This is a genomic window from Nannocystis sp. RBIL2 (assembly GCF_026626745.1).
GTDB lineage: Bacteria > Myxococcota_A > Polyangia > Nannocystales > Nannocystaceae > Nannocystis.
Genome location: NZ_JAPNJW010000001.1, coordinates 1,030,981 through 1,054,622 on the forward strand (window position 1 = coordinate 1,030,981; position 23,642 = coordinate 1,054,622).

Annotated in this window: 19 protein-coding genes; 15 read left to right on the forward strand and 4 right to left on the reverse strand. The window is 71.5% G+C overall.

Translation table 11 applies throughout. The features are described from left to right. Window positions 1-11 precede the first annotated feature (11 nt). Window positions 12-827 (reverse strand): SDR family NAD(P)-dependent oxidoreductase, encoded by an 816-nt coding sequence (locus OV090_RS04150; RefSeq protein WP_267702156.1) that lies wholly within the window; start codon window positions 825-827, stop codon window positions 12-14. Further along, window positions 824-2,011 carry an amidohydrolase gene (locus OV090_RS04155; RefSeq protein WP_267702157.1) on the reverse strand — a complete coding sequence of 396 codons (1,188 nt, stop codon included), beginning with the start codon at window positions 2,009-2,011 and terminating at the stop codon, window positions 824-826. Before OV090_RS04155 ends, OV090_RS04150 begins: the two co-directional genes overlap by 4 nt. A gap of 75 nt (window positions 2,012-2,086) precedes the next feature. On the opposite strand from OV090_RS04155, the gene OV090_RS04160 reads away from it, so the two are divergent. The 4 genes from OV090_RS04160 to OV090_RS04175 all read left to right on the forward strand — a co-directional run bounded on the left by OV090_RS04160 (window position 2,087) and on the right by OV090_RS04175 (window position 4,569). After that, on the forward strand, window positions 2,087-2,617 hold the full coding sequence (locus tag OV090_RS04160; RefSeq protein ID WP_267702158.1) for a C-GCAxxG-C-C family protein: 531 nt from the start codon (window positions 2,087-2,089) through the stop codon (window positions 2,615-2,617). 55 nt (window positions 2,618-2,672) lie between these two features. Continuing rightward, a complete protein-coding gene (locus OV090_RS04165; protein WP_267702159.1) occupies window positions 2,673-3,281 on the forward strand; it encodes a PH domain-containing protein in 609 nt (202 codons plus the stop codon). Window positions 3,282-3,355: 74 nt separating this feature from the next. Further along, window positions 3,356-3,736: a TerB family tellurite resistance protein gene (locus tag OV090_RS04170; RefSeq protein WP_267702160.1), complete on the forward strand. Its 381-nt coding sequence runs from the start codon at window positions 3,356-3,358 to the stop codon at window positions 3,734-3,736. Between the two features lie 17 nt (window positions 3,737-3,753). Beyond that, entirely contained in the window at window positions 3,754-4,569 is an 816-nt protein-coding gene (locus OV090_RS04175; protein ID WP_267702161.1) for a thioesterase family protein, read from the forward strand. A 129-nt stretch (window positions 4,570-4,698) separates the two neighbouring features. On the opposite strand, the gene OV090_RS04180 is transcribed toward OV090_RS04175, so the two are convergent. Further along, complete coding sequence (locus OV090_RS04180; RefSeq protein WP_267702162.1) at window positions 4,699-5,445, reverse strand: glucose 1-dehydrogenase; 747 nt, start codon at window positions 5,443-5,445, stop codon at window positions 4,699-4,701. 265 nt (window positions 5,446-5,710) lie between these two features. On the opposite strand from OV090_RS04180, the gene OV090_RS04185 reads away from it, so the two are divergent. The 6 genes from OV090_RS04185 (at window position 5,711) to OV090_RS04210 (ending at window position 14,015) form a co-directional block, all read left to right on the forward strand. Beyond that, window positions 5,711-7,249, forward strand: a complete 1,539-nt coding sequence (locus tag OV090_RS04185) for a lipase maturation factor family protein (protein WP_267702163.1) — start codon at window positions 5,711-5,713, stop codon at window positions 7,247-7,249. A gap of 135 nt (window positions 7,250-7,384) precedes the next feature. After that, complete coding sequence (locus OV090_RS04190) at window positions 7,385-9,115, forward strand: hypothetical protein (RefSeq protein ID WP_267702164.1); 1,731 nt, start codon at window positions 7,385-7,387, stop codon at window positions 9,113-9,115. 19 nt (window positions 9,116-9,134) lie between these two features. Then, window positions 9,135-10,406, forward strand: coding sequence for a DUF1501 domain-containing protein (locus OV090_RS04195; RefSeq protein ID WP_267702165.1), 1,272 nt, complete (start codon window positions 9,135-9,137; stop codon window positions 10,404-10,406). Beyond that, window positions 10,390-10,866, forward strand: a complete 477-nt coding sequence (locus tag OV090_RS04200; RefSeq protein ID WP_267702166.1) for a hypothetical protein — start codon at window positions 10,390-10,392, stop codon at window positions 10,864-10,866. The genes OV090_RS04195 and OV090_RS04200 overlap by 17 nt, the downstream gene beginning before the upstream one ends. A 151-nt stretch (window positions 10,867-11,017) precedes the next feature. Then, window positions 11,018-12,838, forward strand: coding sequence for a hypothetical protein (locus tag OV090_RS04205; RefSeq protein ID WP_267702167.1), 1,821 nt, complete (start codon window positions 11,018-11,020; stop codon window positions 12,836-12,838). Window positions 12,839-13,040: 202 nt separating this feature from the next. After that, complete coding sequence (locus OV090_RS04210) at window positions 13,041-14,015, forward strand: hypothetical protein (protein ID WP_267702168.1); 975 nt, start codon at window positions 13,041-13,043, stop codon at window positions 14,013-14,015. A gap of 51 nt (window positions 14,016-14,066) precedes the next feature. Here OV090_RS04210 and OV090_RS04215 read toward each other — a convergent pair whose 3' ends face one another. Then, window positions 14,067-16,124 (reverse strand): potassium transporter TrkG, encoded by a 2,058-nt coding sequence (locus tag OV090_RS04215; protein WP_267702169.1) that lies wholly within the window; start codon window positions 16,122-16,124, stop codon window positions 14,067-14,069. 116 nt (window positions 16,125-16,240) lie between these two features. Here OV090_RS04215 and OV090_RS04220 point away from each other — a divergent pair, with 116 nt between their 5' ends. The 5 genes from OV090_RS04220 (at window position 16,241) to OV090_RS04240 (ending at window position 23,537) form a co-directional block, all read left to right on the forward strand. Continuing rightward, window positions 16,241-18,385: a cation:proton antiporter gene (locus OV090_RS04220; RefSeq protein ID WP_267702170.1), complete on the forward strand. Its 2,145-nt coding sequence runs from the start codon at window positions 16,241-16,243 to the stop codon at window positions 18,383-18,385. A gap of 109 nt (window positions 18,386-18,494) precedes the next feature. Next, a complete protein-coding gene (locus OV090_RS04225; protein ID WP_267702171.1) occupies window positions 18,495-19,379 on the forward strand; it encodes a PAS domain-containing protein in 885 nt (294 codons plus the stop codon). A gap of 77 nt (window positions 19,380-19,456) precedes the next feature. Next, window positions 19,457-21,181, forward strand: a complete 1,725-nt coding sequence (locus OV090_RS04230; RefSeq protein ID WP_267702172.1) for a DUF1592 domain-containing protein — start codon at window positions 19,457-19,459, stop codon at window positions 21,179-21,181. After that, the gene (locus tag OV090_RS04235; RefSeq protein WP_267702173.1) at window positions 21,178-22,560 is read left to right on the forward strand and encodes a DUF1552 domain-containing protein; all 1,383 of its coding nucleotides are present in this window, start codon (window positions 21,178-21,180) and stop codon (window positions 22,558-22,560) included. Before OV090_RS04230 ends, OV090_RS04235 begins: the two co-directional genes overlap by 4 nt. A gap of 47 nt (window positions 22,561-22,607) precedes the next feature. Beyond that, on the forward strand, window positions 22,608-23,537 hold the full coding sequence (locus OV090_RS04240) for a hypothetical protein (RefSeq protein ID WP_267702174.1): 930 nt from the start codon (window positions 22,608-22,610) through the stop codon (window positions 23,535-23,537). Window positions 23,538-23,642 lie beyond the last annotated feature (105 nt).

The following is a 23,642-nucleotide window of genomic DNA, read 5'->3' on the forward strand; positions in this document are numbered from 1 at the left end:
ACCCCCGGATTTTACGCGCCTTCGCGTCCGCCGCGAGTGGCACCAGTGGCGGGAGAACGTCGCACATTGCGACGACCGGCGAGCCAGGCGAGCGTCCGCCGCGGCAACACGCGGGCGAGCAGCGCCACCAGAGCCGAGGCCACGCCGTCGTGCGATACGGCCCGTCCGGCCAGCGCGTCGCGCAGCGCTAGGGCCACCACCCGCTCCGGCGTCGCGGCCTCGGAGATCGGCCCACGCACGCCGGCGAGCGCGAAGAACTCGGTCGCCACCGGCCCTGGACACACTGCGCACACATCGATCCCACGCGGGCGCAGCTCCTCGCGCAGCGCATACGCCAGAGAGATCACGAAACTCTTGCTGGCTGCATAAGCCGCGAAATAGGGCGAAGGCACATACCCCGCCGCAGATGCGACCAGCACCAGCTGCGAGCCGCGGGGCATCCAGGGCAAAATCCCGTGTGTCAGCAAGGAAAGTGCGCGAATGTTCAGGTCGAGCATGCGCGCCAGCGATTCGGCGTCCTGGTCGGCGAATAGCCCGAGGTGCCCGACGCCGGCGCTGGCCACGAACAAGCGCACGGCAGGTCGTTCGTCTCGCACGCGCGCGAGCACGGCCTCGGTCCCGGCCGGCGTCGCCAGATCGGCCGTGATCGGCACCCCGAGCCCGCGCGGCAGCTCGCGCGCGATCGCGTGCAGGCGCTGCTCGCGGCGTGCCACGAGCCAGATCTGCGCCAGGTCGGCGAACGCCGGGTGCGCCGCGATCGCCCGCGCGAACGTCTCGCCGAGCCCCGCCGAGGCCCCCGTCACGATGGCGATCGGGCGCCCCGTCATGTCAGCGCGGCGAAGCGGTCGCGGACGATCCCGAGGAACATCGCCACGCCGGTCGGGATGAGGTCGTCGTCGAAGTCGAAGTCGGGGTGGTGGCAGACCGGCGTGTCCTCGTCGCCGCGGCGGGCCCCGAGGAAGAAGTACGCCGCCGGCACCGCTTGCGCGAAGTAAGCGAAGTCTTCGCCGCCCGCGAGCGGCAGGCCCGCGTTCGACACCCGTTCGCGGCCGAGCACGGCGGCGCCGACGCGGACCACCGCGTCCACGCAGGTCGCGTCGTTCATCGTCACCGGGTAGCCGACCTCGACCTGCAGGTCGATGTCGACCGCGAACGTCGCCGCAGTGCCGCTCACCACCTCGCGCAGGCGCTCCAGCACCCGCTCGGTGGTGCTCGGATCGAACGTGCGGATCGTGCCCTTCATGTGCGCGACGTCGGGGATCACGTTGTGCGTCGTGCCCGCCGTGAATTGCGTGATGGACACCACCGCGCCGCCGGCGTAGCCGAGCCCGCGCGACACCACGGTCTGCAGCGCAGTCACGAGGTGGGCCCCGGCGACGATCGTGTCGCGGCACAATTGCGGCTGGCTGCCGTGCCCGCCCTTGCCGCGGATCGTGATCGCAAGCATGTGGACCTGCGCCAGCATCGGCCCGGCCTGCACGCGCAGCTCGCCTTTCGGGTACGCCGGCCAGTTGTGCAGCCCGTAGATCTCGCGCACGCCAGCCAGCGCACCCGCGTCCACCATCACCTTCGCGCCGCCGCCGCGGACCCCCTCCTCGGCTGGCTGAAAGACCAGGCGGATGTTGCCCCCGCGCACTGACTCGCGGTGGCGCGCGAGGATGTCGGCGACCCCGAGCAGGATCGCGGTGTGGCCGTCGTGGCCGCACTTGTGCGCGCGCCCGGCGTGGATCGAGCGATACGGCAGGTCGGTGTTCTCGTGCATCGGCAGGCAGTCGAGGTCGGCGCGCAGCGCGATCGTCGGCCCGCTCGAGTGCGGGTGCAGGTCGGCCACCAGCCCCGTCTCCGCGCAATCGCGCGGCTGGTATCCGCGCTCCTCGAGCCACGCGCGGACCAGCGCCTGCGTGCGCACCTCTTCGAAGCCCAGCTCCGGGTGGCGATGGAGGTCGTGGCGGATCTCTCGCAAGCGCTCGGTGAGCGCCTCGATCTCGGCGCGCGGGTCGGTCCAGGACATGACGGCAAGCTAGACCATCCTCCGCGCCGACGCGACCGCTTGCCCGTCTCCGGGCTCGCGCGCATCCTGGGGTCCATGAGCGGCAGCACGCCTCGCGGCCCGATTCGCAGCAAAGCCCTTGTCCTTTACGAGGGCGTGCTCACCGCCCACCGCTCCTGCGGGATCGCCCTCGCCGAGGCCTTCGATCGCCCGCCGGCCGCTTATCAATCGCTGCGGCGCGGCGGGATCACCGGCCAGGGCACTTGCGGCGCCGTCGTGGCCGGTCAGCTGTTGCTCGGTGAATTCCTCGGCGACCCCGACCCGACCGGCAAGGTCACCCCGGCCTTGCGCGCCGCCATGACCCGTTATCTCGCGCGGGTCGAGGCAGAGCTCGATCGCGGCACCAGCCCCGACCTCGTCTGCAACAACCTCACCGGCCCGCACGGCGAGTTCCTCGGTCCGGCTCGCCACGCCTTTTGCACCGCCCTGGTCGGCCAGGTCGCGCAGCTCGTCGACGACACCCTGCGCGAGCACGGCGTGGCCCACACGGCCACGCCCGTCACGCTGGCCGACGGGCGCCGGTTCGACCCGACGCTCGACCTCGAACCTGCCCCGAAGACCAGCTGAGCGGGCGGACGGCGGGCGATTGCGCCGGCCCCGGACGTCGTGCCAACCTTGGCGCATGCAAGAGCCGCAGGCCAACCTTTCGCCCCCGGGAGTGCCTCCGCAAGCGCAGCCGCCGCTCGGCTCCTCGCCGACGCAGGCCACCGAAGAGCTCTTCTTCGAGGGCATCGCCAAGCACAGCGCCAACATCGGCACCTACCTGTGGTGGGTGGGCGTGTGCATCCTCGGCGGCGGCATCGCCTACGGCCTCTTGCAGATCGAGGCGCTCCAGGGCAAGCCGATGTGGCTGCTGGCGCTGATCGGCACGCCGATGCTGCTGTGGTCGTACCTGCAGCACATCAGCACGCGCTACAAGATCTCGCGCCGGCGGGTCGAGTTCCAGAAGGGCGTCATCACCCGGCGGCTCGACTCGCTCGAGCTGTGGCGCGTGCTCGACGTGCGCTACGAGCAGAGCGTCCTCGACCGGATCTTCGACAACGCCAAGATCACCCTGATCGGCACCGACCAGACCCATCCGAACCTGCTCCTGTACGGCCTGCCCAACCACCGCCAGCTGTTCGAGCGCCTGCGCGAGGCGGTGCAGTTCGCGCGCAGCAACAACCGGCCGATGGAGCTCGCGCCGGGCGCTCACGAGGGCGGCGACGCGTTCGGTCACCACCACCACTGAGCCGCGCATCTTCGCGCCGCGCGGGTCGGACGGCCGCCGGTCCCCGGAACTCGCTTGCGGTATTCTCGCCGACGATGAAGCCGCAGAACCCGTCCGCCCTGCACATCCTGGCCTTCGTGTACCTCACCTTCAGCCACGTCACCGACGGCGAGCTGAGCCATGAGGAGATCGACACGATCGCGCGGGTGCTGCACGGCTGGCTGCCGGACGCCACCAGCGACCAGATCTCCCGCGTCATCGTCGACACCGCCGCGTGGGTCAACGGCATCGCCAGCGACGAGGAGCGGCTGGCACAGGCCGAGACCTACGCCCACCTCATGAAGGAGCAGATGAGCGAGAAGCAGCGCAGCGCGGTGCTGGTCAACCTCATCGAGCTCGCCCGCGCCGACGGCAAGATCACCGCGACCGAGGAGCAGTTCATCGGCCACCTCACGCGGACCCTCGGCCTCGCTTGAAGTAACGTTCGCCGCGCATGCGGCCCGACGAGGCGTTCTACCTCCCGGACGGCGACTCAGACCGCGCCGCCCGCTTCATCGCCACCCCCTGGACCCGCGGCCCCTGGGACCTGCGGCTGCAGCACGGTGGCCCGCCGACTGCTCTCATGCTGCGCGCCATGGAGCGCCGCGCGGGCGAGCTCGGTGACTTCGAGCTCGCCCGCGTCACGACCGACTTCCTGCGCCCGGTCCCGATCGCCGCCTGCGACCTCGTCGTCGAGCCGCTGCGCGCCGGTCGGCAGGCGCTCGGCCTGCAGTGCACCCTCGCGGTCGACGGCCGCGCGTGCGCCCGCGCGAGCGCCTTGTTCATCCGCCGCGCCGCCGTCCCCGTCCCGCCCGCGCTCGCGCCCGCGGACGACCCGCTCGACCCGCGCGGCCTGCCCGAGGGGACCTTCGACTTCTTCCCCGACCCCGTCGGCTACCACACCGCGATGGAGCTGCGCCTCGGGACATGTCCTCTGGAACCTGGCTTCGGGGACGGGTGGCTGCGCCTCCGCGGTCGACTGGTCGCCGGCGAGGCGCCGAGCCCGGCCCAGCGGGTCGCCGTCGCCGCCGACGCGATCAACGGCGTCGGCTTCGCCCTCGAGTTCGCCCGCTGGACCTTCATCAACGCCGATCTCACCATCTACCTCCACCGCGCGCTCGAGGGCGAGTTCGTGCGCCTGCGGACCCATCACGTCTCGCAACCCGACGGCCGCGGCCTGGTCGACGCCGAGCTGGGCGACCACCGCGGCCCGATCGGCCGCGCGCTCGAGGCCCAGGTGCTCGCGCCGCGCGAACCTTCGGACGGTTGATACGAGGCGACGGCCCCGCAGTCGACCGCCCGCCCCCGCACCTGTCCCCGAGGACAGTCTATTCAATTGGGGCGAGGCGACGCCCCGCAGTCGGCCGTCCGCCTCGCACCTGTCCCGGAGGACTGCCGATCAGACCAGCGAGTAACCGCCGTCGGCCACGACGTCGGCCGCGGTCATGAACGACGACTCGTCGGAGGCGAGGAACACCGCCGCGTTGGCGATCTCGTCGGGCGTGCCGCTGCGGCCGAGCGGCGAGGCGCCGTGGGTCGACGACTTGACGTGGGCGATGGTCGCCTCGTCGAGGCCCATGTTGACCAGGATCGGCGTCTCGGTGAGGCCCGGGCTGAGCGAGTTGACGCGGATCTTCCGCGGCGCCAGCTCGACCGCGAAGGTGCGGGCGAACTGCCGCACCGCCGCCTTGGTCGCCCCGTACACCGACATGAACGGCGTCGCCTTCTGATGCAGCCCCGACGCGATCAAAACCACCGAGCTGCCGGCCGGCATCAGCGGCAGCGCCTTCTGCACCGTGAAGAACACGCCCTTGATGTTGGTGTCGAGCAGCATGTCGAGCGACGCCTCGTCGACCACGTCGACCGGGCCCATCACGCTGCGGCCGGCGTTGGCGACCACGACGTCGACACGACCGAACTTCTCCTTCACCGCGGCGTACAGCCGCTCGATGTCGGCGACGCGGGTGACGTCGGCCTCGACCGTCAGAGCGTCCGCGCCGAGCTCCTGCTGCGCCGCGTGCAGCGACGACGCGCTACGCCCCGCGATCGCCACCTTCGCCCCCTCGCGGACGAACGCCTTGGCGATCGCCAGACCGATCCCGCTGTTCCCGCCCGTGATGACCGCGACTTTGTCCTTCAGTCTCATACGTCCCCTCTTGCCCGCAGCCTACGCCGAAGCGCCAGCGCTTGGCCATCGGTCTGCACGCGCGGAACCGCCCGGACGCGCGCATCGACATGTCCCTTCGGACATGTCGTCACCGTCGCTCGATCGACGGCGAACTGCGCTACGCCGCGGCTCCTGCGCCGCGCCGCGAGCGAGCAGGCATGAGGCCGCAGCGTGCATGTCTCGCTCCGGCCGCGCGTCGCCGCGTCCGCGCCCGTCCCCGCCACCCGCGCTACCCTCCGCGGCGATGGAGCCCGACCCGCGCGAGCTGCAGACACCCGGCCAGCGCGTCGTGTCGCGGCTCCATCGCATCTTCGTCGGCGAGCGGCCCGCGGGCAACTACGTCCTCACCCGCTTCGTCGTCCTCCGCGTCCTCGGCCTCGTGTTCGTCGCCGCGTTCGCCAGCGCGGTCACCCAGCTCGTCCCTCTCGTCGGCGCCCACGGCATCACGCCGATGGGGCCGGTCGACGACTTCTGGGCCCGGCCGACCCTCTTTTGGTGGAGCGCCTCCGACGCGGTCCTGGGGACCGTCAGCCTCATCGGCCTCGTCCTCTCGATCGCCCTCCTGCTCGGCTGCGAGAACGCGTTTCTCCTCGTCGTCCTGTGGGTCCTCTACCTCTCGATCGTCCACGTCGGCGGCCGCTGGTACGCGTTCGGCTGGGAGATCCAGCTGCTCGAGACGGCCCTCCTGTGCGCCTTCCTCGGCCCGCTCGCGCGCCTGCGGCCGCTCGCCGGCGATCGCCCGCCCCCCTACGTCGCCGTCGTCCTGCTGCGCTGGCTCGCCTTCCGTATCATGCTCGGCGCGGGCCTCATCAAGCTGCGCGGCGACCCGTGCTGGACCGAGCTCACCTGTCTCGAGAGCCACTTCGAGACCCAGCCGCTCCCCAACCCCGTCAGCTTCTATTTTCATCACTTGCCGCCGGCGGTGCTGCGCGCCGGCGTCGTCTTCAACCATGTCGCCGAGCTCGTCCTCCCGTGGTTCGTGTTCGGACCACGAAGGCTGCGGCTCATCGCCGCGCTCGGCATGATCGCCTTTCAGTTCACTCTCATCGTCAGCGGCAACCTCTCCTTCCTCAACTGGCTCACCCTCGTCCCGCTGCTCGCCTGCCTCGACGACGCCTTCCTGCGCCGCCTCCTCCCCGCCCGCCTGCGCGCGCGCGCCGGCGACGGCACGACGCGTCCCACCCGCGCCGCCGTCATCGCCGCCGCGAGCTACGCCCTCGTCGTCGCCTGGCTCAGCCTCGACGTCGTCGCCAACCTGGCCGGGCGGCGCCAGCAGATGAACGCCTCCTTCGATCGCCTCCACCTCGTCAACACCTACGGCGCCTTCGGCAGCATCAGCACAGTCCGACTCGAGCTGCAGATCGAAGGCACCGACGCCGCAGTCCCCGACGATTCGGCCGTCTGGCGGCCCTATCATTTGCCGTGCAAGCCCGGCCCCGTCGATCGCCGGCCGTGCTGGATCTCCCCTTATCATCGCCGCCTCGACTGGCTCATGTGGTTCGCCGCGCTCGACGTCGCCGGCCACGGCACCCTGGCCCGAGAGACATGGCTCTTCAGCCTGCTCGACCGCCTGCTCGCCGGCGAGCCGACCGTCCTGAGCCTGTTCGCCGATCCCCCGCAGTTCCCGGGCGGCGCGCCCACCTTCGTCCGCGTCGACGTCTACCGCTACTGGTTCGCCCCGCTCGGCGACCCGGACTGGTGGAAGCGCGAGCGCCTCGACCAGCTGATCCGCCCCGTCGCCCGCGACGATCCCGACCTCCGCGGCCTGCTCGACGGCGAGTGAGCGCGCTTCGTTCCTCGCGCTGTCGCACAACGCCACGTCGCAGTTCGCCACACTCCGCCCTGGACCGGTGTGCAAGCGCCGACCCTCGCGTTCGGCCTGGAATGGCGCTTGAATCGCCAGCAGCGGAGGATCTTCGTGACCCGGGCACTCGCGCTCCCCCTCCTTTTTTTACTCGCCGCCTGCGGCGACGGCACCCTGCCCGCGGGCAGCGACAGCGACGGCGGCCCCGCGACCTCGACCACTGCCGCCACCACGGACGACGAACCCACCGCCGGCACCACCGGCGACCCTGGCGACGACGAGCCCCTCCTGCTCGAGCCGCGCGATCGGTTGCTGCGGATCTCCATGGCCCTCCGCGGCGTGCGACCGAGCGACGCGGACTTCGCCGCCGTCGAGGCTGACCCGAAGGCCATGTCGAAGCTCGTCGACGCCTACCTCGACTCGCCCGACTTCGGCGCCACCGTGCGCGACCTCCACAACGACGCCTTGCTCGTGCTCGCCGACTTCGGCGCCCCACCGGCCGGCTTCCTCGCCAAGGACGGCCTCGCCGGCATGGACCTCTTCGCGGCCAACCGCGCGATCATGGAGGCCCCGCTGCGGCTCATCGAGCACGTCGTCGCCGGCGACCGCCCCTACGGCGACATCGTCACCGCCGACTACACCCTCGTCAGCGCCGCTTCCGCGGCCGCCTGGGGCCTCCCCTTCGATCCGGCCGGCGACGAATGGCAGGTCCAGGATCCGCCCAGCGACCTGCGCAACGCCGGGGTGCTCGCCGACTCGTGGCTGTTCCAGCGCCACGGCTCGACCCGCACCAACGCCAACCGCGGGCGCGCCAACGCCGTCGCGCGCGCCTTTTTGTGCGTCGACTTCAATGACCGCGACCTCGAGATCGACCCCAGCGTCAACCTCGCCGATCCCGAGGCCGTCGCCGACGCAGTGCAGGCGAACGCCACCTGCGCCGCCTGTCATCAGACCCTCGACCCGCTCGCCTCCTTCTTCTGGGGCTACAAGCCGCAGTTCGTCCCGCTGCTCGCCTCATACCCGCAGGACCACTACGCCGAGGGCTTCTTCACCACCATCCTCGGCGTCCCGCGCCGCGATCCGCACTACTTCGGCAGCATCGGCGGCTCGCTCGCCGACCTCGGCGCCCTCCTGCGCGCCGACCCGCGCTTCAGCCTGTGCGCCGCCCGGCGCGCCTACGCCTACTTCCATCAGACCCACCTCGCCGCCGTCCCGCTCGACCGCGCCGGTTGGTTACAAGCTGTCCTTCAGGACAGCGACGACTACAAGGCCATGATCAAGGCGCTCGTGCTCGCCGACGAATTCGCCCGCGCGGACGGCGAGCTCGGGCGCAAGCGGGCCCGTCCCTTCCAGCTCGCGCGGCTCGTCGAGGACCTCACCGGCTTCCGCTGGCGCACCGACCTCACCGCCTTCGGCGCCGGCGTCATCGACCTCCTGGACGACAGCCTGATCGGCTACCACGTCCTCGCCGGCGGCCTCGACGCCATCTTCGTCAACACCGCCTCCTACACCTACAGCGCCACCACCAGCCTGGTCCTGCGGGCCCTCGCGCGCCAGGCCGCGAACGACATCGTCGAGGACGACTTCGCCGTCGCCGACAAGGCCGCGCGCCGCCTCTTCACCCTCGTGTCCGCCGTCGACACCGGCCAGGCCAAGCTGCGCCCGCAGATCGCCCTGCTCCACCGCCGCTTCTTCGGCCGCGACCTCGCCGACGACGCCTCCGAGGTGTCCGAGACGCTCGAGCTGTTCAAGGCCGCCCTCGCCCTCGCCCCCGGCGACGCCCAGCGGGCGTGGAAGATCACCCTCACCGCCCTGCTGCAGGACGTCCGCATCGCCTTCTACTGAGGAACATGTCATGATCGCCATGTCCGAACATTCATGCCTCATGGGACATGTCACGAGCGACATGTCCCGCAGGACCTGGCTCAAGCGCGGCTTCTACGCCGTCGCGGCCGCCGGCGCGCTCGCGGGCGGCCGCCGCCTGGCCGCCGCCGAGCCCGGCCCCGCTCGGCGGTTGGTCCTCGTGCTCGTCCAGGGCGGCTGGGACACCACCTACGCGATCGACCCCAAGCCGGGCCTCGGCGGCGTCGACAGCCCTGCCGGCGCGGTGAAGGAGTTCCACGGCCTCGACGTCCTCACCGACCCCGCGCGGCCGGCCGTCGGCGCCTTCTTCGACGCCTGGGGCGACCGCTGCGCGGTCGTCCGCGGCGTCTCGGTCGCCAGCGTCGCCCACCCCGACTGCATGCACCGGATCCTCACCGGCGTCCTCGACGACACCGCCCCCGACGTCGCCGCCATCGCCGCCGCCACTCACGCCCCCGACCTCCCGGCCCCTTACCTGATCCTCGGCCGCACCGCCTACAGCGGCCCCTACGGGGCCCTGTCCGCGAGGACAGGTTCGGTCAACCAGATCGTCACCCTCCTCGACCCGCAGCTTACTTTTCCGGCGCTGGGCGCCCCGCTGCTCCCGCTCGTCCCCAGCGACGGCGAGGAGGCCCTGATCCGCGCCCACGTCGAGCTGCGGGCCGAGCGCGAGCTCGCGGCCGCCAAGGGCAGCAAGCGCGTGCAGGACTTCCTCGACGCTCTCCCGCGCGGCGACCTCCTGCGCGACCTCGGCGAGGTCGGCGAGCTCGAGCTGACCCGCACCTTCGACACCCAGGTCAAGCTCGCCGTCGAGGCCCTGCGCCGCGGCCTGTGCCACTCGGTCCAGATCGAGAGCGGCGACTGGGACACGCACACCGGCAACGACGCCCAGGGCCCCAAGCACGAGGCGCTGTTCAAGAGCCTCGCCGGCCTCATGCAATCGCTCGCCGCCGCCGGCCTGCTCGACGACACCGCCGTCGTCGTCGCCTCCGAGATGGGCCGCACCCCGCGGCTCAACGCCGCCCAGGGCAAGGACCACTGGCCGATCACCAGCACCCTCGTGCTCGGCGCGGGCGTGGCCGGCGGCAAGGTCGTCGGTGCCACCACCGACGCCCTCGACGCCGCCCCGATCGACTTCACCACCGGCGCCATCGACCCCAAGGGTCGCCCGATCGCCTACGCCGACCTCGCCGCCGGCCTCCTCGAACTCGTCGGCGTCGACCCGTCCGCGCACATCCCCACCGGAGAGCCCCTGCATGCCATCTCGGCCTGACCCGCGGGCCCTCGCGCTGCTCGCCTGCATGTCCCTCACGTCATGTACCGAAGACCCTGTCCCATCGGACAGCACCACCGCTGACGCCACCGGCGAAACCAGCACCGGCGACGGCAGCAGCACCACCGGCGACACCACCGGCGCCGACTATCCGAGCCTCGACGAGCGCCCCTGCCCCGAGGACAGCATCCTCACCGCCGAGAACTTCGGCGCCCCGTTCATGCTCACCCACTGCACCGGCTGCCACCACGTCGCCCTGAAGGACGGCGAGCGCGCGGGCGCCCCGCTCGGCGTCGACTTCGAGAGCCTTGTCAAAGTTCGCGCCCAGGCCGAACGGATCTGGGCCCGCGCCGCCGATCAGAACGCCAGCATGCCCCCGGTCGGCCCGCCCCCCGCCGACGAGCGGGCCCGCCTCGGCGAGTGGCTCGCCTGCGGCGCCCCCACGGCCGCCGATCTCTGACCGCCCGCCCCGCTCCGTTCCTGCGCGTCGACGAGCGCCGGGCCTCGCTAGCCTCGGGCATCGCCCCTCGACCGCCGCGCGCACGCGTGCGCACCTGCGTCCGCGCGCTCCAGCCCGTCGGCACGCCGGCCGATCACGCTATTTTCCCTCCGTGCGCCTCGCCTTCGCGGTCCCCTTCGCCCTCGTCCTCGCCTGCGCCGACGGCTTCCCCGACACCGCCACCCTCGATATCGGCACCAGCTTCGACACGAGCACGAGCACGAGTACCAGCACCAGCACCAGCACCACCTTCTCGACGACCTTCTCCACCACCTTCGACACCACCGGCGATCCGACCACCACCGGCTCGAGCACCTCCACCACCGACGAGCCCACCACCGGCGAGCCGCCCGACTCGCTGCGCCAGTACGACCTCGACGACGACGGCCAGCCCGACACCGACCTGTCCCTCGGGCCATGCGCGCGATCCGCCGACCTCACCTGTCTGCGCGTCGACAGCGACCTCGTCCCTGTCCTCGAGGTCAGCCTCAGCCCTCTCCCGGACCAGTGCGACGGCAACCTGTTCGGCGCCCCGCGGATCACCTTGATCGGCGATCACGACGGCGACGGCCTCAGCGAAATCGCCGCGCGTCACTGTCGCTTCGACGGCGTCCAGGGCCCGCCCTCGTTGGCCGTAATCACCCTCCCCACCGCGACCGTCAGCGCCCGCACCGACGCCCCTGCCGTCCAGGACAACGCCTGGACCGACGACCTCCGCGATCCGCAGGGACTGCGCCACCCCTTCCTCGCCCCCTCGTACGGCGACGGCGACAACCCGCAGGGCAACTGGGGTCGGCTGTGCGTCTACCGGCCCGACCTCCCTCCGGGGGAAGGCTGCGGACCTGGCTTTTCGGCCATCTCGACCCTGCTCGCGCCCGGCGAGTTCCGCGAGGTCGGCGGCACCTTGCAGGACCTCGACGGTGACGGCTGGGAGGACATCAACCTCATCTACCACCGCCGCCAGCACACCGTCTCCGCCGCCACGCTCGCGCTCGTGGGCGACCTCGAGTACGACGTCGCCGCCGCCAGCGAGCCGCAGAGCCCGAAGTGGTTCCACTCCGGGCGCAACTACGGCACCCACAGCGCCGTCGTCGGCGGCGACGGCCAGCAGCGGCTCGTCGTCGTCGGCGGCGCCCCCGTCGGCAGTTTCGGCGACGACCTGTGCAACGTCAGCCGCTTCCTCGCGGTGCTCGAGTCGAGCCCCGGCCAGCCGGCCACGCGCAAGCTCGCGTGGTCGACCTACTTCTCGTTCTCCTCGACCATCTTCAAGACCTACGACCCCGTCTACGCCGACGACCCGATGGCCGACGTCGCCCGCCTCGCCGACGCGGTCGACGGCTGCATCCACCGCTTCGGCGACAGCCGCACGGTCATGGACGGCAAGGAGGTCCTGCTCGTCAACTACTTCGCCATGGACGCCCCCGTCGACCTCTGCCTCGACGAGCAGTTCGCCCTCTATCAGCCGCCCACCTGGACCGACGCCAAGGCCGACGCCTGGTACGGCTGCTTCGCCAAGAACCAAAAAGCGTCCGGCAAGTGGGGCATGCAGGTCGTCGACGAGCGCACCGGCCAGGGCCTCACCGGCAGCCAGCAGACCTACGTATGGGGCTGGAGCGACCAGTTGCGCCCCGGCGAGGTCGTCTACCTCGTCGAGTACCTCCCGCCCACCACCCTGTGGGACCTCAGCGACGTCGCCCCCGGCACCTTGCAAGTCCAGGCGCTCGTCGGCGGCCTGTGGCAGAGCCGCGGCACCTTCCCGGTCGCCGGCCGGCCGAAGCTGCAGCAGCGCGCCCCCACCGGCGCGCAGGGCGTCGGCTCGTACACCGCCTTCGCCGAGCTCACCCTGCACCCCGGCGACCCGGCCGGCGTCGAGCTCGACGACGGCACGATCGTCGCCCACGACCCTGACGGCGACAGATGGATCGTCCGCTGACGGCATGTCCCCGGGGACATGTCCCTCAAGACATAACCACGCTCGCCCGGCGACTCGCCTCGTCGGCGGCGCGCCATCGCTCTCCACAGGATCACCGTTTATTTGCCGTTCTCCCGTCCGTCGAAGTCGCTGACAAGCGAATATTTCGCAAAAATCTATAAATTCTAACCCGTTAATTCGAAGCTCCGGGTACGCTCGAGCCGTGACACCGCACCGCCACCCGCTCTCGCTGCGCCTCGCCCTCGCGCTCCTCGTCGTCGCCTGCGGCCCGCAGGTGCCGATGACCACCGACAGCACCGGCAGCACCCAGGACAGCAGCGGCAGCACGACCTCGACCACCAGCGGTCCCTCCACGACGTCGTCGACGGCGACCACCACCACCGCGTCCCCGACCACCACCACCGTCGATCCGGACCCGGGCACCTCGTCCGCCAGCAGCGAGGGCGGCACCTTCATCACGCCGCCCGACGGCGGCGGCTGCGTCGCCGGCTTCGGAGGACAGCAAGCACGCTGCAGCTCCTGCGACCCCTGGTCGCAGAACTGTCCCGAAGGCCAGAAGTGCGTCCCCGCCAGCAACGACGGCGGCGACGTGTGGCACACCACCGCCTGCGTACCGCTGGCCCCCGACCCGGCCCAAGCCGGCGAGCTCTGCACCATCGAGCAAAATTCGACCCGGCTGATCGACACGTGCGACGAGCAGTCGATCTGCCTCGGCACCGATCCTGACACGCAGGAGCCCGCGTGCATCCCGTTGTGCCAGGGCGGCCCGGAGGCCCCCGAGTGCCCCGCCGGCAGCGCGTGCGTCATCGGCAACCAGGGCGTCCTGATCCCCTGCCAGCCGACGTGCGACCCCCTGGAGAATACCTGTCCCGACGGACATCTCTGCCGGCTCAACTTCAGCGACCCCGACAACTTCGTCTGCTTCCCCATGCCCAGCGACGGCCTGGCCAACCTCTTCGAGGCCTGCGACGACACCTTCGAGTGCGCCGCCGGCCTGTCCTGCGAGGAGGCCGTGTTCGGCGGCGAGTGCGACCCCGATCAGTCGGAGCGCTGCTGCCTGGCCTACTGCGACCTCGACGCTCCCTCCTGCCCCCTCGTCGGCGACGTGTGTGTGCCGCTGTTCGCCGACGACCCGCCGCCCGATTGGGCCCACCTCGGCGTCTGCCGCGAGCCCTGACGTTACCTGCCCTTCGCACATGCCCGCGAGGGCATGCCCCTTCGCACATGTCTAACCGACCATCAGGCGCCCCTCGGGGAACGTCACCCGCCCGGCCTTCTGCGCCCCGAGGGCCAACGCCAGCGACGTCGGCCCGACGCGCCCGATGAACATCAGCACGATCAGGACCCACTTGCCGATCGCGTGCAGGTCGTCGGTGATCCCGAGCGACAGGCCGACGGTCCCGACCGCGCTGACCACCTCGAACACCACGTGGGAGAAGGGCAGGTTGTGGGTCGCCAGCATGATCACCACCGAGATCGCCGTGATGAGGCCGGCGACCGTGACGATGGTGGCCGCGCGGTACACGATCTCGTTGGGGATCGCGCGGCGCATCAGCACCGCGCGCGGTTGGTTGTAGAGCAGGGCCGGGAACGCCGCTGCCAGCACCGCCAGGGTCGTCACCTTGATCCCGCCGCCGGTCCCGCCCGGGGCCGCGCCGATGAACATCCACACCATCATCACGGCGATGGTCGCCTGCTCGACGCTGGTGAAGTCGACCGTGTTGAACCCGCCCGAGCGCAGCGTGATCGACTGAAACGCCGCGTTCATCCACTTGTCGAACGTCGACATCCCCGCCAGCGTCGCGTCCCACTCGAGCAGCGCGTACAGCAGCGTCCCGAGCACGATCAGCGCCAGCGTCATCCACAGCACCACCCGCGTCTGCAGCGAGAAGCGGCGGTGGACCCCCCGCGCGCGCAGCCACAGCGCCGCCAGCACCGAGAAGCCGACGCTGCCGACCACCACCAGCGCCATGATCGCGCCGAGCACCACCGGGTCCTCCTGCTGCGAGATCAGCGAGTCGGGCCACAGCGAGAAGCCGGCGTGGCAGAACGCCCCCACCGCGTGGAACACCCCGTGCCAGATCGCGTCGAGCAGCGGCATCCCGTGCTGCGAGAACCGCAGCGCCAGGACCCCGGCCCCGAGCGCCTCGAGCGCCAGCGTCGCCACGACGATGAAGCTCGCCAGCTCGTAGGCCGCGCCCGGGCTCTGGATGTCGAGGATCTCCTCGAGCGCCTGCTCGCTGCGCAGCGCCAGGCGGCCGCCGAGGAGGATGGTCGCGAACGTCGACAGCACCATGATCCCGAGCCCGCCGAGCTGGATCAGGATCAGGATCACCCCCTGGCCGAACGGCGAGAACGTGGTCGCGGTGTCGAGCACCGCCAGGCCGGTGATGCAGGCCGCGCTGGTCGCGGTGAACAACGCGTCGAGGAACGACAGCGGCTCGCCGCGCGACGACGCCGGGAAGCTCAGCACCAGCGCCCCGGCCACCGCCATCGTGCCGAACGTCGACAGCAGCAGCAGCGCCGGGCGGTGCAGGAAGCTCTGCACGAGGTCGTCGAACAGCGGCCCGCGCGCCAGCACGAACGCGAACACCACGATCTGGTACAGCGACAGCGCCACCAGCCCGGCGTTCAGCGCCGACGTCCCCCACGGCACCCCCAGCAGCACCAGCGCCAGCCAGATCAGGTAGCGCGGCTTCTGCCGCAGCACCGCCAGCATGAACGGCCCGGTGAGCACCACCACCCCGAGTCCGAGCAGCAGGCACGTCAGGTCGGCCACCCGCGAGTTTGCGATCTCGAAGCCGACGATCGACAGGTTGGCGATCAGCGACACCGTCAGGATGTGCCGCGCCGCCGCCCCGTAGCGCTGGACCCACACGAAGTCCGGCGTCACCCTCTGCTCTTGTCGGCGGGCCCGGTGGCCGCGGGTGTCGACGACGAAGAACTCGTTGGCGACGTGGACGACGCTCCACAGCATGACCGCCCCGGCGACCGGGAAGTCGTGGATCATCGCCGGCAGGAACGCGCCGACGTTGAGCGACAGCAGGATGAGCGAACCCCAGGACGCCCATCGCCGACCTTGCAGCGCCGCAAGGGAGAACAGGCCCGACAGCGCGACCAGCACCGCGGCGTAGATCGTCCCGAGCAAGGTCACCTGACTCGCCCCGCCGAAGTGGCCGAGGGGCGCGTCGGTCACGATCATGCCGAGCACCCCGACGGCCGCGAGACCCACGAGTCGAGCGGCCTGCAGGCGGCGGGTCGGGCGCGGGACCGGTGTCGACGACATGGAGGCGACCGGCCTGCGACCATACCACGACCCCCCGCACCGCCACCGCGGCGCCGGACGCGGGCGCGGGACCGCCGCAGGTCCGCCGCGTCCTGGGTTATTCTTGCGGTCACATCATGAGCGCCGCCGGCTTCGCCGACCACATCCGCGACCTGAGCATCATCCTCAGCACCGCCGCCGTCACGAGCCTGATCTCGCAGCGCCTCAAACAGCCGCCGGTGCTGGGGTATCTGCTCGCCGGCATCATCCTCGGCCCGCACGTGCCCGGGATCGTGCTCGGCGGCGAGGGCGGCGAGGGCGGCTCGGAGCTCACCCACAGCCTGTCCGAGCTCGGCGTCATCCTGCTGATGTTCACCATCGGCCTCGAGTTCAACCTGCGCAAGATCGCCCGGATCGGCCCCGTCGCCGGCTTCACCGCGGTCGTCGAGGTCGGGCTCATGCTCTCGCTCGGCTTCGTCGCCGCGCGGGTGCTCGGCTTCAACTCGGTCGAGTCGCTGTTCGTCGGCGCCTGCGTCGGCATCTCCTCGACCATGCTGGTCGCCAAGGCCTTCGAGGAGCAGAAGCTGAAGGGCGGCTTCGCCGAGGTCGTGTTCGGCGTCCTCGTGTTCGAGGACATCATCGCCATCCTCCTGCTCGCGGTGCTCACCGCAGTGTCGTCCGGCGGCGGCCTGACCACCGGCGAGTTCGCGCTCGAGATCGGCAAGCTGCTCGGCTTCCTGATCGCGCTGCTGGCCATCGGCCTGCTCGTCGTGCCGCGCTTCATCCGCGGCGTCGTCCGCCTCAGCCGCAGCGAGACTACCCTGATCGCCGGCATCGCGGTGTGCTTCACCATGGCCACCCTCGCCGCCGAGGCCGGCTACTCGGTCGCGCTCGGGGCCTTCCTCGCCGGCATGCTGGTGTCGGAGTCGGGCGAGGGCGGCAAGGTCGAGCACCTCGTGCAGCCGCTGCGCGACATCTTCGCCGCCATCTTCTTTATCGCCGTCGGCCTCTCGATCAACCCGATGGACGTCGTCACCCACTGGCTGCCGGTGGTCGTGCTGACCGTGCTCGTCCTCGTCGGCAAGACCGTCGGCGTCGCCCTCGGCGCCTTCCTCACCGGCAACGGCGTCAAGCACTCGGTGCGCTCCGGCATGAGCCTGGCGCAGATCGGCGAGTTCTCGTTCATCATCGCCGGCCTCGGCATCGCCCGCGGCGCCACCGGAAGCTTCATCTATCCGGTCGCGGTCGCCGTCTCGCTGCTCACCTCGCTCACCACCCCGTGGATGGTCCGCAACTCCGAGCGGATCGCCGACGCCGTCGATCGCCGCCTGCCCGCGCGCCTGCAGACCTTCGTCACCTTCTACGAGGCGTGGATCGAGCAGCTCAAGACCGCCCGCGGCCCGATCTCCACCTGGCAGCGGATCCGTCGCACCATCATCCTGCTCGGCGTCGACGCGGTCCTGCTGATCGCCAGCCTCGCCGGCGCGCGCCTCGTCCGGGGGCGCGTGGTCGAGGCGCTCGAGGGCCGCTTCACCTTGCCGTCCTGGCTGGTCGAGCCCGCCTTCACCGGCGCCACTTTGCTCGTCGCCGCGATCTTCTTCGTCGGCGTCATCCGCCAGAGCGTCAACCTCGCCAACATCCTCGCGCGCATCGTCATGCCCGAGCGCCCGAGCGACGGCACCCCGCGGCCCGACCTCGGCGCCGCCCCGCGCAACCTCATCATCGTCGTCTTCCAGCTCGCGCTCGGCCTCGCCGTCGGCCTGCCGCTGGTCGCCATCACCCAGCCGTTCGTCCCGCCGGGCTCCACCTTCGCGGTGTTCGCCCTCATCATCATCGCCCTCGCGGTCAACGCCTGGCGCAGCATCAAGAACCTCCAGGGCCACGTCCGCGCCGGCGCCGAGCTGGTGGTCGAGATGCTCGGACGCCAGAGCCGCCGCGCCGCCGAGTCGCACCACGGCTCCCCGGCGATGGTCGAGCCCGAGCCCACGGTCGAGGAGATTCTGCCCGGCCTGCCCGGCATGACCGCCGTGCAGATCGTCGAGGGCAGCGCCGGCCTCGGTCGCAGCATCTCGCAGCTCAACCTGCGCCTGCGCACCGGCGTCGCCATCCTCACCATCCATCGCCCCGACGGCACCGAGGTCCCGCAGCCGATCACCCGCCACAAGCTCGCGCTCGGCGAGGTCGTCACCCTCGCCGGCTCGCGCGAGGCAGTCGACCATGCCAGCGAGATCCTCCAAAAGGGCCCGGCGGTCGACCCGAAGTTCCTCAGCTACGCCGGCTGACGCGGCCGACGCGGCGGGGCGCCCGCGCCGCCGCGCGCCGACCTCTGCAAGAAAATTCCCGAATCGAAGCACCGCCTGGCTAGCATCGAGGGATGCGGGAGTGTGCGGCGTGACCGAGCCCGAACCCGTGGACGACCCGACCGCCGAGCTCGCGCGCCTGCGCCGACGCGTCGCCGAGCTGGAGGCCGAGCTCGCGGTGCTGCGGCCGTCCGAGGCCGAGCTGCGGGCCATGTTCCGGGCCATGACCGACGTCGTCCTGGTCATGAGCCGCGAGGGCCGCTACCTGCGGATCGGCGACACTGCGCCCGACCTGCTCTACCGGCCCTCGTCCGACCTGATCGGCAAGCGCATGCACGAAGTCATGCCGGGCGAGACCGCCGACTTCTTCCTCGCCCACATCCGCGAGGCGCTCGATCGCCAGAGCGTCGTCAGCATGGATTACAGCATGCCGCTCGAGCAGCGCGAGGTGTGGTTCTCCGCCAACATCTCGCCGCTGTCGGACGACTCCGTCGTGCTCGTGTGCCGCGACGTCACCGAGCGCAAGCGCAACGAGCTGCTGCTGCAGGACAGCCTGCGCCAGCAAGAGCTGCTGCGCGCCCACGAGGCCGCGCTGCTCCAGCTCTCGACCCCGCTGATCCCGATCAGCGACCAGGTCGTCGTCATGCCGCTGGTCGGCCGGCTCGACCGGGGCCGCGTCGAGCACGTGCTCCAGACCCTGCTCGAGGGCGTGCAGCGGGTCCGCGCGGCGGTCGTGATCCTCGACGTCACCGGCGTGGCCGTCGTCGACGCCGTCGTCGCCGACGCGCTGGTCCGCACCGCCCGGGCCGTCGGCCTCCTGGGCGCGCGCGTGGTCCTGACCGGGATCCGCCCCGAGGTCGCCGCCACCCTGGTTGCGCTCGGGACCGACCTGATGGGGCTCGTCACCCGCGGCACCCTGCAGGACGGCATCCGCCACGCCCACGCCGACCTGGTCGCCGCCCGCCCCCGGCTCTGACCTGTCCTCCGGGACAGCAGCGTCCGCACGCGCAGGCCCGCGAGCCCGCGGCGATCCGTGATAGAACATCCAGCTGTATGGTGAGGCTCCCACGGCTCGGAATCGCCGGTGCGCTGATTTTGCTCGGCAGCGCCTGCTACGACGACAACAGCGCCCGGGACAGCGACCAGGCCGCGAGCAGCACCGGCGCCTCGGCCGGCACCGACGCCTCGACCGGTGACGCGCCGACCGGCACCGGCGGCGAGTCGGACAGCGACAGCGGCGACGCGCCCGACGCCTTCGTGCCGGCCGAGCCGGTGCTGCCGCGCCTCACCGCCACGCAGTACCGTAACGCCATCGAGCACCTGCTCGGCCCCGGCTTGCCCGGCTTGCCGCTCGAGCCCGACACCAACCCGTATCTCTTCTACAACATCGGCGCCACCAGCACCTTCATCTCCGAACTCGGCGTGCAGCAGTACGAAGAGGCCGCCGACGCCCTGTCGCGGGCGGTGTTCGCCGATCAGGCGCGGCGCGAGGCCCTGGTCGGCTGCGTGCCGCTCGCGCCCGGCGACGGCTGCGTGCAGAACTTCATCGGCACCTTCGGCCGCCGCGCCTATCGCCGGCCGCTCACCCAGGACGAGCAGGCGCGCTGGACCGACGTCGCCGCGCAACTTGCCGAGGGCGACGCGTGGCGCGGCCTGCAGTTCGCGGTCGCCGGCATCCTGCAGTCGCCGCACTTCCTCTACCGCGTCGAGCTCGGCGAGCCCGACCCCGGCGACCCCACGCGGCTGCGCTTCACCGGCTGGGAGATGGCCACGCGCCTGTCCTTCCTGCTGTGGAACGGCCCGCCCGACGACCTGCTGCTCGACGCCGCCGGCCGCGGCGACCTCTACACCGACGCCGGCCTGAACGCCGAGGCTGAGCGCCTGCTCGATGACCCGCGCGCCCGCGTCGCCCTGCAGGAGTTCTTCGCCCAGTACCTCGACCTCGCGCGCCTCGACCACGTCAGCCGCGACCCCGCGCGCTGGCCGATGTTCAGCCCGACCATGACCGCCTCGATGCGCACCGAGGTGCAGCTCCTCGTCGACGACCTGATCCACCGCAACGACGGCGACATCCGCCAGCTGTTCAGCACCCGCCGCACCTTCGTCAACGCCGAGCTAGCCGCGCTCTACGACGTCGCCGCCGAGGGCGCCTCGCCGATCACCTTCGTCCCGGTCGAGCTGCCCGAGGACGGCCCGCGCGCCGGCATCCTCACTCTCGGCGCCTTCCTCACCATGAACGCGCACGAGACCATCACCTCGCCGACCAACCGCGGCAAGTACGTGCGCGAGCGCGTCCTCTGCCAGGTCATCCCGCCGCCGCCCGGCGACGTCGACACCGACCTCGGCGACGACGAGAACATGGACGCCCAGACCGTGCGCGAGAAGCTCGAGCAGCACCAGAAGGACCCGGTGTGCGCCGGCTGTCACTCGATCATCGACCCGCCCGGGTTCCTGTTCGAGCACTTCGACTCGGTCGGCGGCTACCGCACGCTCGACAACGGCTACCCGGTCGACGCCAGCGGCAACCTCGACGGCAAGCCGCTGGACGGCGCGCGCGACCTCGCCGAGGCGCTCAAGACCGACCCGCGCGTCGGTCGCTGCATCGTCAACCAGCTGTACCGCCACGCCACCGGCCGCCTGCCCGCGCTGTCCGAGAACCCCGCCCTCGAGGCGCTCGAGCAGCGCTTCATCAAGGCCGACCACCGCTTCAAGCAGCTGCTGCTCGACCTCGTCGTCAGCGAGGCGTTCCGCACCGTGGCCGAGGAGACCGACGCATGAGCTTCCTGATCCGCAAACCGCCCATCTCGCGTCGCACCGTCCTGCGCGGGGCCATCGGCGGCGCCGCCGTGGCCCTCGCCCTGCCGCCGCTCGAGGCGATGTTCGCCGAGGAGGCCCGCGCCGCCGATCCGAGCAGCGACCCGATCTTCGGCCTGTTCTACTGGGCCAACGGCGTCCCGTGGCACGCCGGTCACGGCCCCGATCAGGGCGCCAACAGCCCCGGCGGCGACGTCTGGACCCCGCCGACGATCGGCGCCGACTTCACGCCGTCGCCGCTGCTCACCCCGCTCGCCGCCCACAAGGTCAGCGTCGCCACCGGCTTGGAGCCCAAGACCGAGGTCCCGCAGCCCGACAACGGCCAGAGCGACGGCCACATGCGCGGCTTCATGGTGGCGATGACGGGCGACCGGATCCGCCCCGAGGGCTTCGACCACCCGTCGCACACCCTGACCTGCCTGCGGCCGACGCTCGACCAGTACGTCGCCACCCACGAGCAGTTCTACGGCAACACGCCGTCGCGGTTCCGCTCGCTGTGCCTCGGCGTCAGCGAGGCCCGCTTCCACGACTACGGCCACTGGAACGCGATCTCGTTCACCGGCCCCGACTCGCCGGTGGGGGCGATCCACAACCCCGCGCAGCTCTACTCGATGCTGTTCGACGTGCCGGCCGACCTGATGGCGCTGACCCGCCGGGTCACCCTCATCGACGCGGTCATGGCCGACGCCGAGGGCCTGCGCGGCCGCCTCGGCGGCACCGACAAGCAGCGGCTCGAGGCCCACCTCGACCACCTGCGCGAGGTCCAGCGCCGCCTCGACCTGTCCTCCGGGACATGCGACGTCATCCCCGCCGCCCCCGGCGACTCGGCCGACGTCGTCGCCCGCACCGACATCATGGCCGGGCTCCTCGCCGCCGCGCTCAACTGCGGCCTCACCCGCGTGTTCTCGTTCATGCTGAGCTCGCCGGCGACCACCCACGTGTTCAACAACCTGGGCGTGCCGAACGGGATGCACCAGGTCTGCCACGACGGCCAGTGGGAGTACGTCCGCAGCATCACCGAGTACCAGATGCTGGCGTTCGCCCGCCTGCTCGACCACCTCGCCGCCGCCGTCGACCCGATGGGCGTCAGCGTCCTCGACCGCGCCTGCGTCTACGGCGTGTCCGAGTACGGCGAGGGCTACAAGCACAGCACCGCCGAGATGCCGGTGGTCCTGGCCGGCGGCGCCGGCGGCAAGCTGGTCCGCGGCTACCACTACCGCGAGCCGGGCGGCAACCTGTGCAAGGTCCACGTCACCATCCTGCGCGCGCTCGGCATCGACACCCCGAGCTACGGCTTCAACGGCGGCGAGACCACCGAGCACCTCACCGGCATCCTGGCCTGAGCGCCATGCCCCGAAGGACCTGTCCCTTGCACCCTGGCGCTTGCGTCATGTCCCGGGGGACATGGCTCCTGCTCGCGCTCGCGGCCTGCGCCGGCGGCGACGGCCGCGACGACGTGTCCGGCAGCGGCCAGACCGAGCCCGCCTCGACCGGCACCGACGCGACCGGCGCTGCCTCGACCGAGCCCGACACCGGCGACGTCCCGCCGACCTCCACCACCGACGCCAGCAGCAGCAGCAGCAGCGCCAGCGGCGTCGACGACCCGCCGCTCGTGTGCGACCCGCTGACCACCTGCGGCGTGCAGTGCGTCGACCTCATGACCGACCCGGCCAATTGCGGCCAGTGCGGCATCAGCTGCGTGATCCCGCGGGCCACCGCGGCGTGCAGCGTCGGCCAGTGCGCCCTCGGCGAGTGCGACGACGGCTGGTTCGACTGCGACGAGGACCCCAACAACGGCTGCGAGCAACAACTCGCCCCCGGGCAGATGTGCGGCCTCGTCTGCAAGCCGAACAAGGCCGAGGCCTGCAACCTGTTCGACGACAACTGCGACGGCCAGTGCGACGAGGGCGCCCTGCCCGGCTGCCGCGTCGGCGTCCACCGCAGCTCGAGCCCGACTCTCGGCCACTTCTACACGACCGACGCCGCCGAGGCGATGTCCGGCGATTTCACGCCCGAGTCGCTCAACTTCTATTATTTGTACTCGGCCGCAGGCGCCGGCGTGGTGCCGTTCTACCGCTGCCTCAAGCCCAACGGCCGCCGCTTCTACACCACCAGCGGCACCTGCGAGAACGCGGCCACCCTCGAGGGCCCGCTCGGCCACATCGCCACCGACCCGCAGTGCGGCGCCGTCCCGCTGTTCCGCCTCTACGGCGCGGGCGACCACTTCTACACCACCAGCGAGGCCGAACGAGACGGCGCGGTGGCGATGTACGGCTATCAATACGAGGCAGTCGCCGGCTACGTGTGGGCCGGCCCGTGAACGCCCACGCGGCCGCCTGAGCGCGCCGCCGCGGGCCCTCGGCGCCCCCGCCCCTCGCGGCTCCCGAGCCCCTCCGGCGCGCCCTCGCGACCGTCGGCTCGCAAC

Bases quoted from the DNA above. Each gene is read 5' to 3' on its own strand.
- OV090_RS04150 (WP_267702156.1), bottom strand. From the start codon at position 827: ATGACGGGGCGCCCGATCGCCATCGTGACGGGGGCCTCGGCGGGGCTC.
- OV090_RS04155 (WP_267702157.1), bottom strand. From the start codon at position 2,011: ATGTCCTGGACCGACCCGCGCGCCGAGATCGAGGCGCTCACCGAGCGC.
- OV090_RS04160 (WP_267702158.1), top strand. From the start codon at position 2,087: ATGAGCGGCAGCACGCCTCGCGGCCCGATTCGCAGCAAAGCCCTTGTC.
- OV090_RS04165 (WP_267702159.1), top strand. From the start codon at position 2,673: ATGCAAGAGCCGCAGGCCAACCTTTCGCCCCCGGGAGTGCCTCCGCAA.
- OV090_RS04170 (WP_267702160.1), top strand. From the start codon at position 3,356: ATGAAGCCGCAGAACCCGTCCGCCCTGCACATCCTGGCCTTCGTGTAC.
- OV090_RS04175 (WP_267702161.1), top strand. From the start codon at position 3,754: ATGCGGCCCGACGAGGCGTTCTACCTCCCGGACGGCGACTCAGACCGC.
- OV090_RS04180 (WP_267702162.1), bottom strand. From the start codon at position 5,445: ATGAGACTGAAGGACAAAGTCGCGGTCATCACGGGCGGGAACAGCGGG.
- OV090_RS04185 (WP_267702163.1), top strand. From the start codon at position 5,711: ATGGAGCCCGACCCGCGCGAGCTGCAGACACCCGGCCAGCGCGTCGTG.
- OV090_RS04195 (WP_267702165.1), top strand. From the start codon at position 9,135: ATGTCCGAACATTCATGCCTCATGGGACATGTCACGAGCGACATGTCC.
- OV090_RS04200 (WP_267702166.1), top strand. From the start codon at position 10,390: ATGCCATCTCGGCCTGACCCGCGGGCCCTCGCGCTGCTCGCCTGCATG.
- OV090_RS04215 (WP_267702169.1), bottom strand. From the start codon at position 16,124: ATGTCGTCGACACCGGTCCCGCGCCCGACCCGCCGCCTGCAGGCCGCT.
- OV090_RS04220 (WP_267702170.1), top strand. From the start codon at position 16,241: ATGAGCGCCGCCGGCTTCGCCGACCACATCCGCGACCTGAGCATCATC.
- OV090_RS04230 (WP_267702172.1), top strand. From the start codon at position 19,457: ATGGTGAGGCTCCCACGGCTCGGAATCGCCGGTGCGCTGATTTTGCTC.
- OV090_RS04235 (WP_267702173.1), top strand. From the start codon at position 21,178: ATGAGCTTCCTGATCCGCAAACCGCCCATCTCGCGTCGCACCGTCCTG.
- OV090_RS04240 (WP_267702174.1), top strand. From the start codon at position 22,608: ATGTCCCGGGGGACATGGCTCCTGCTCGCGCTCGCGGCCTGCGCCGGC.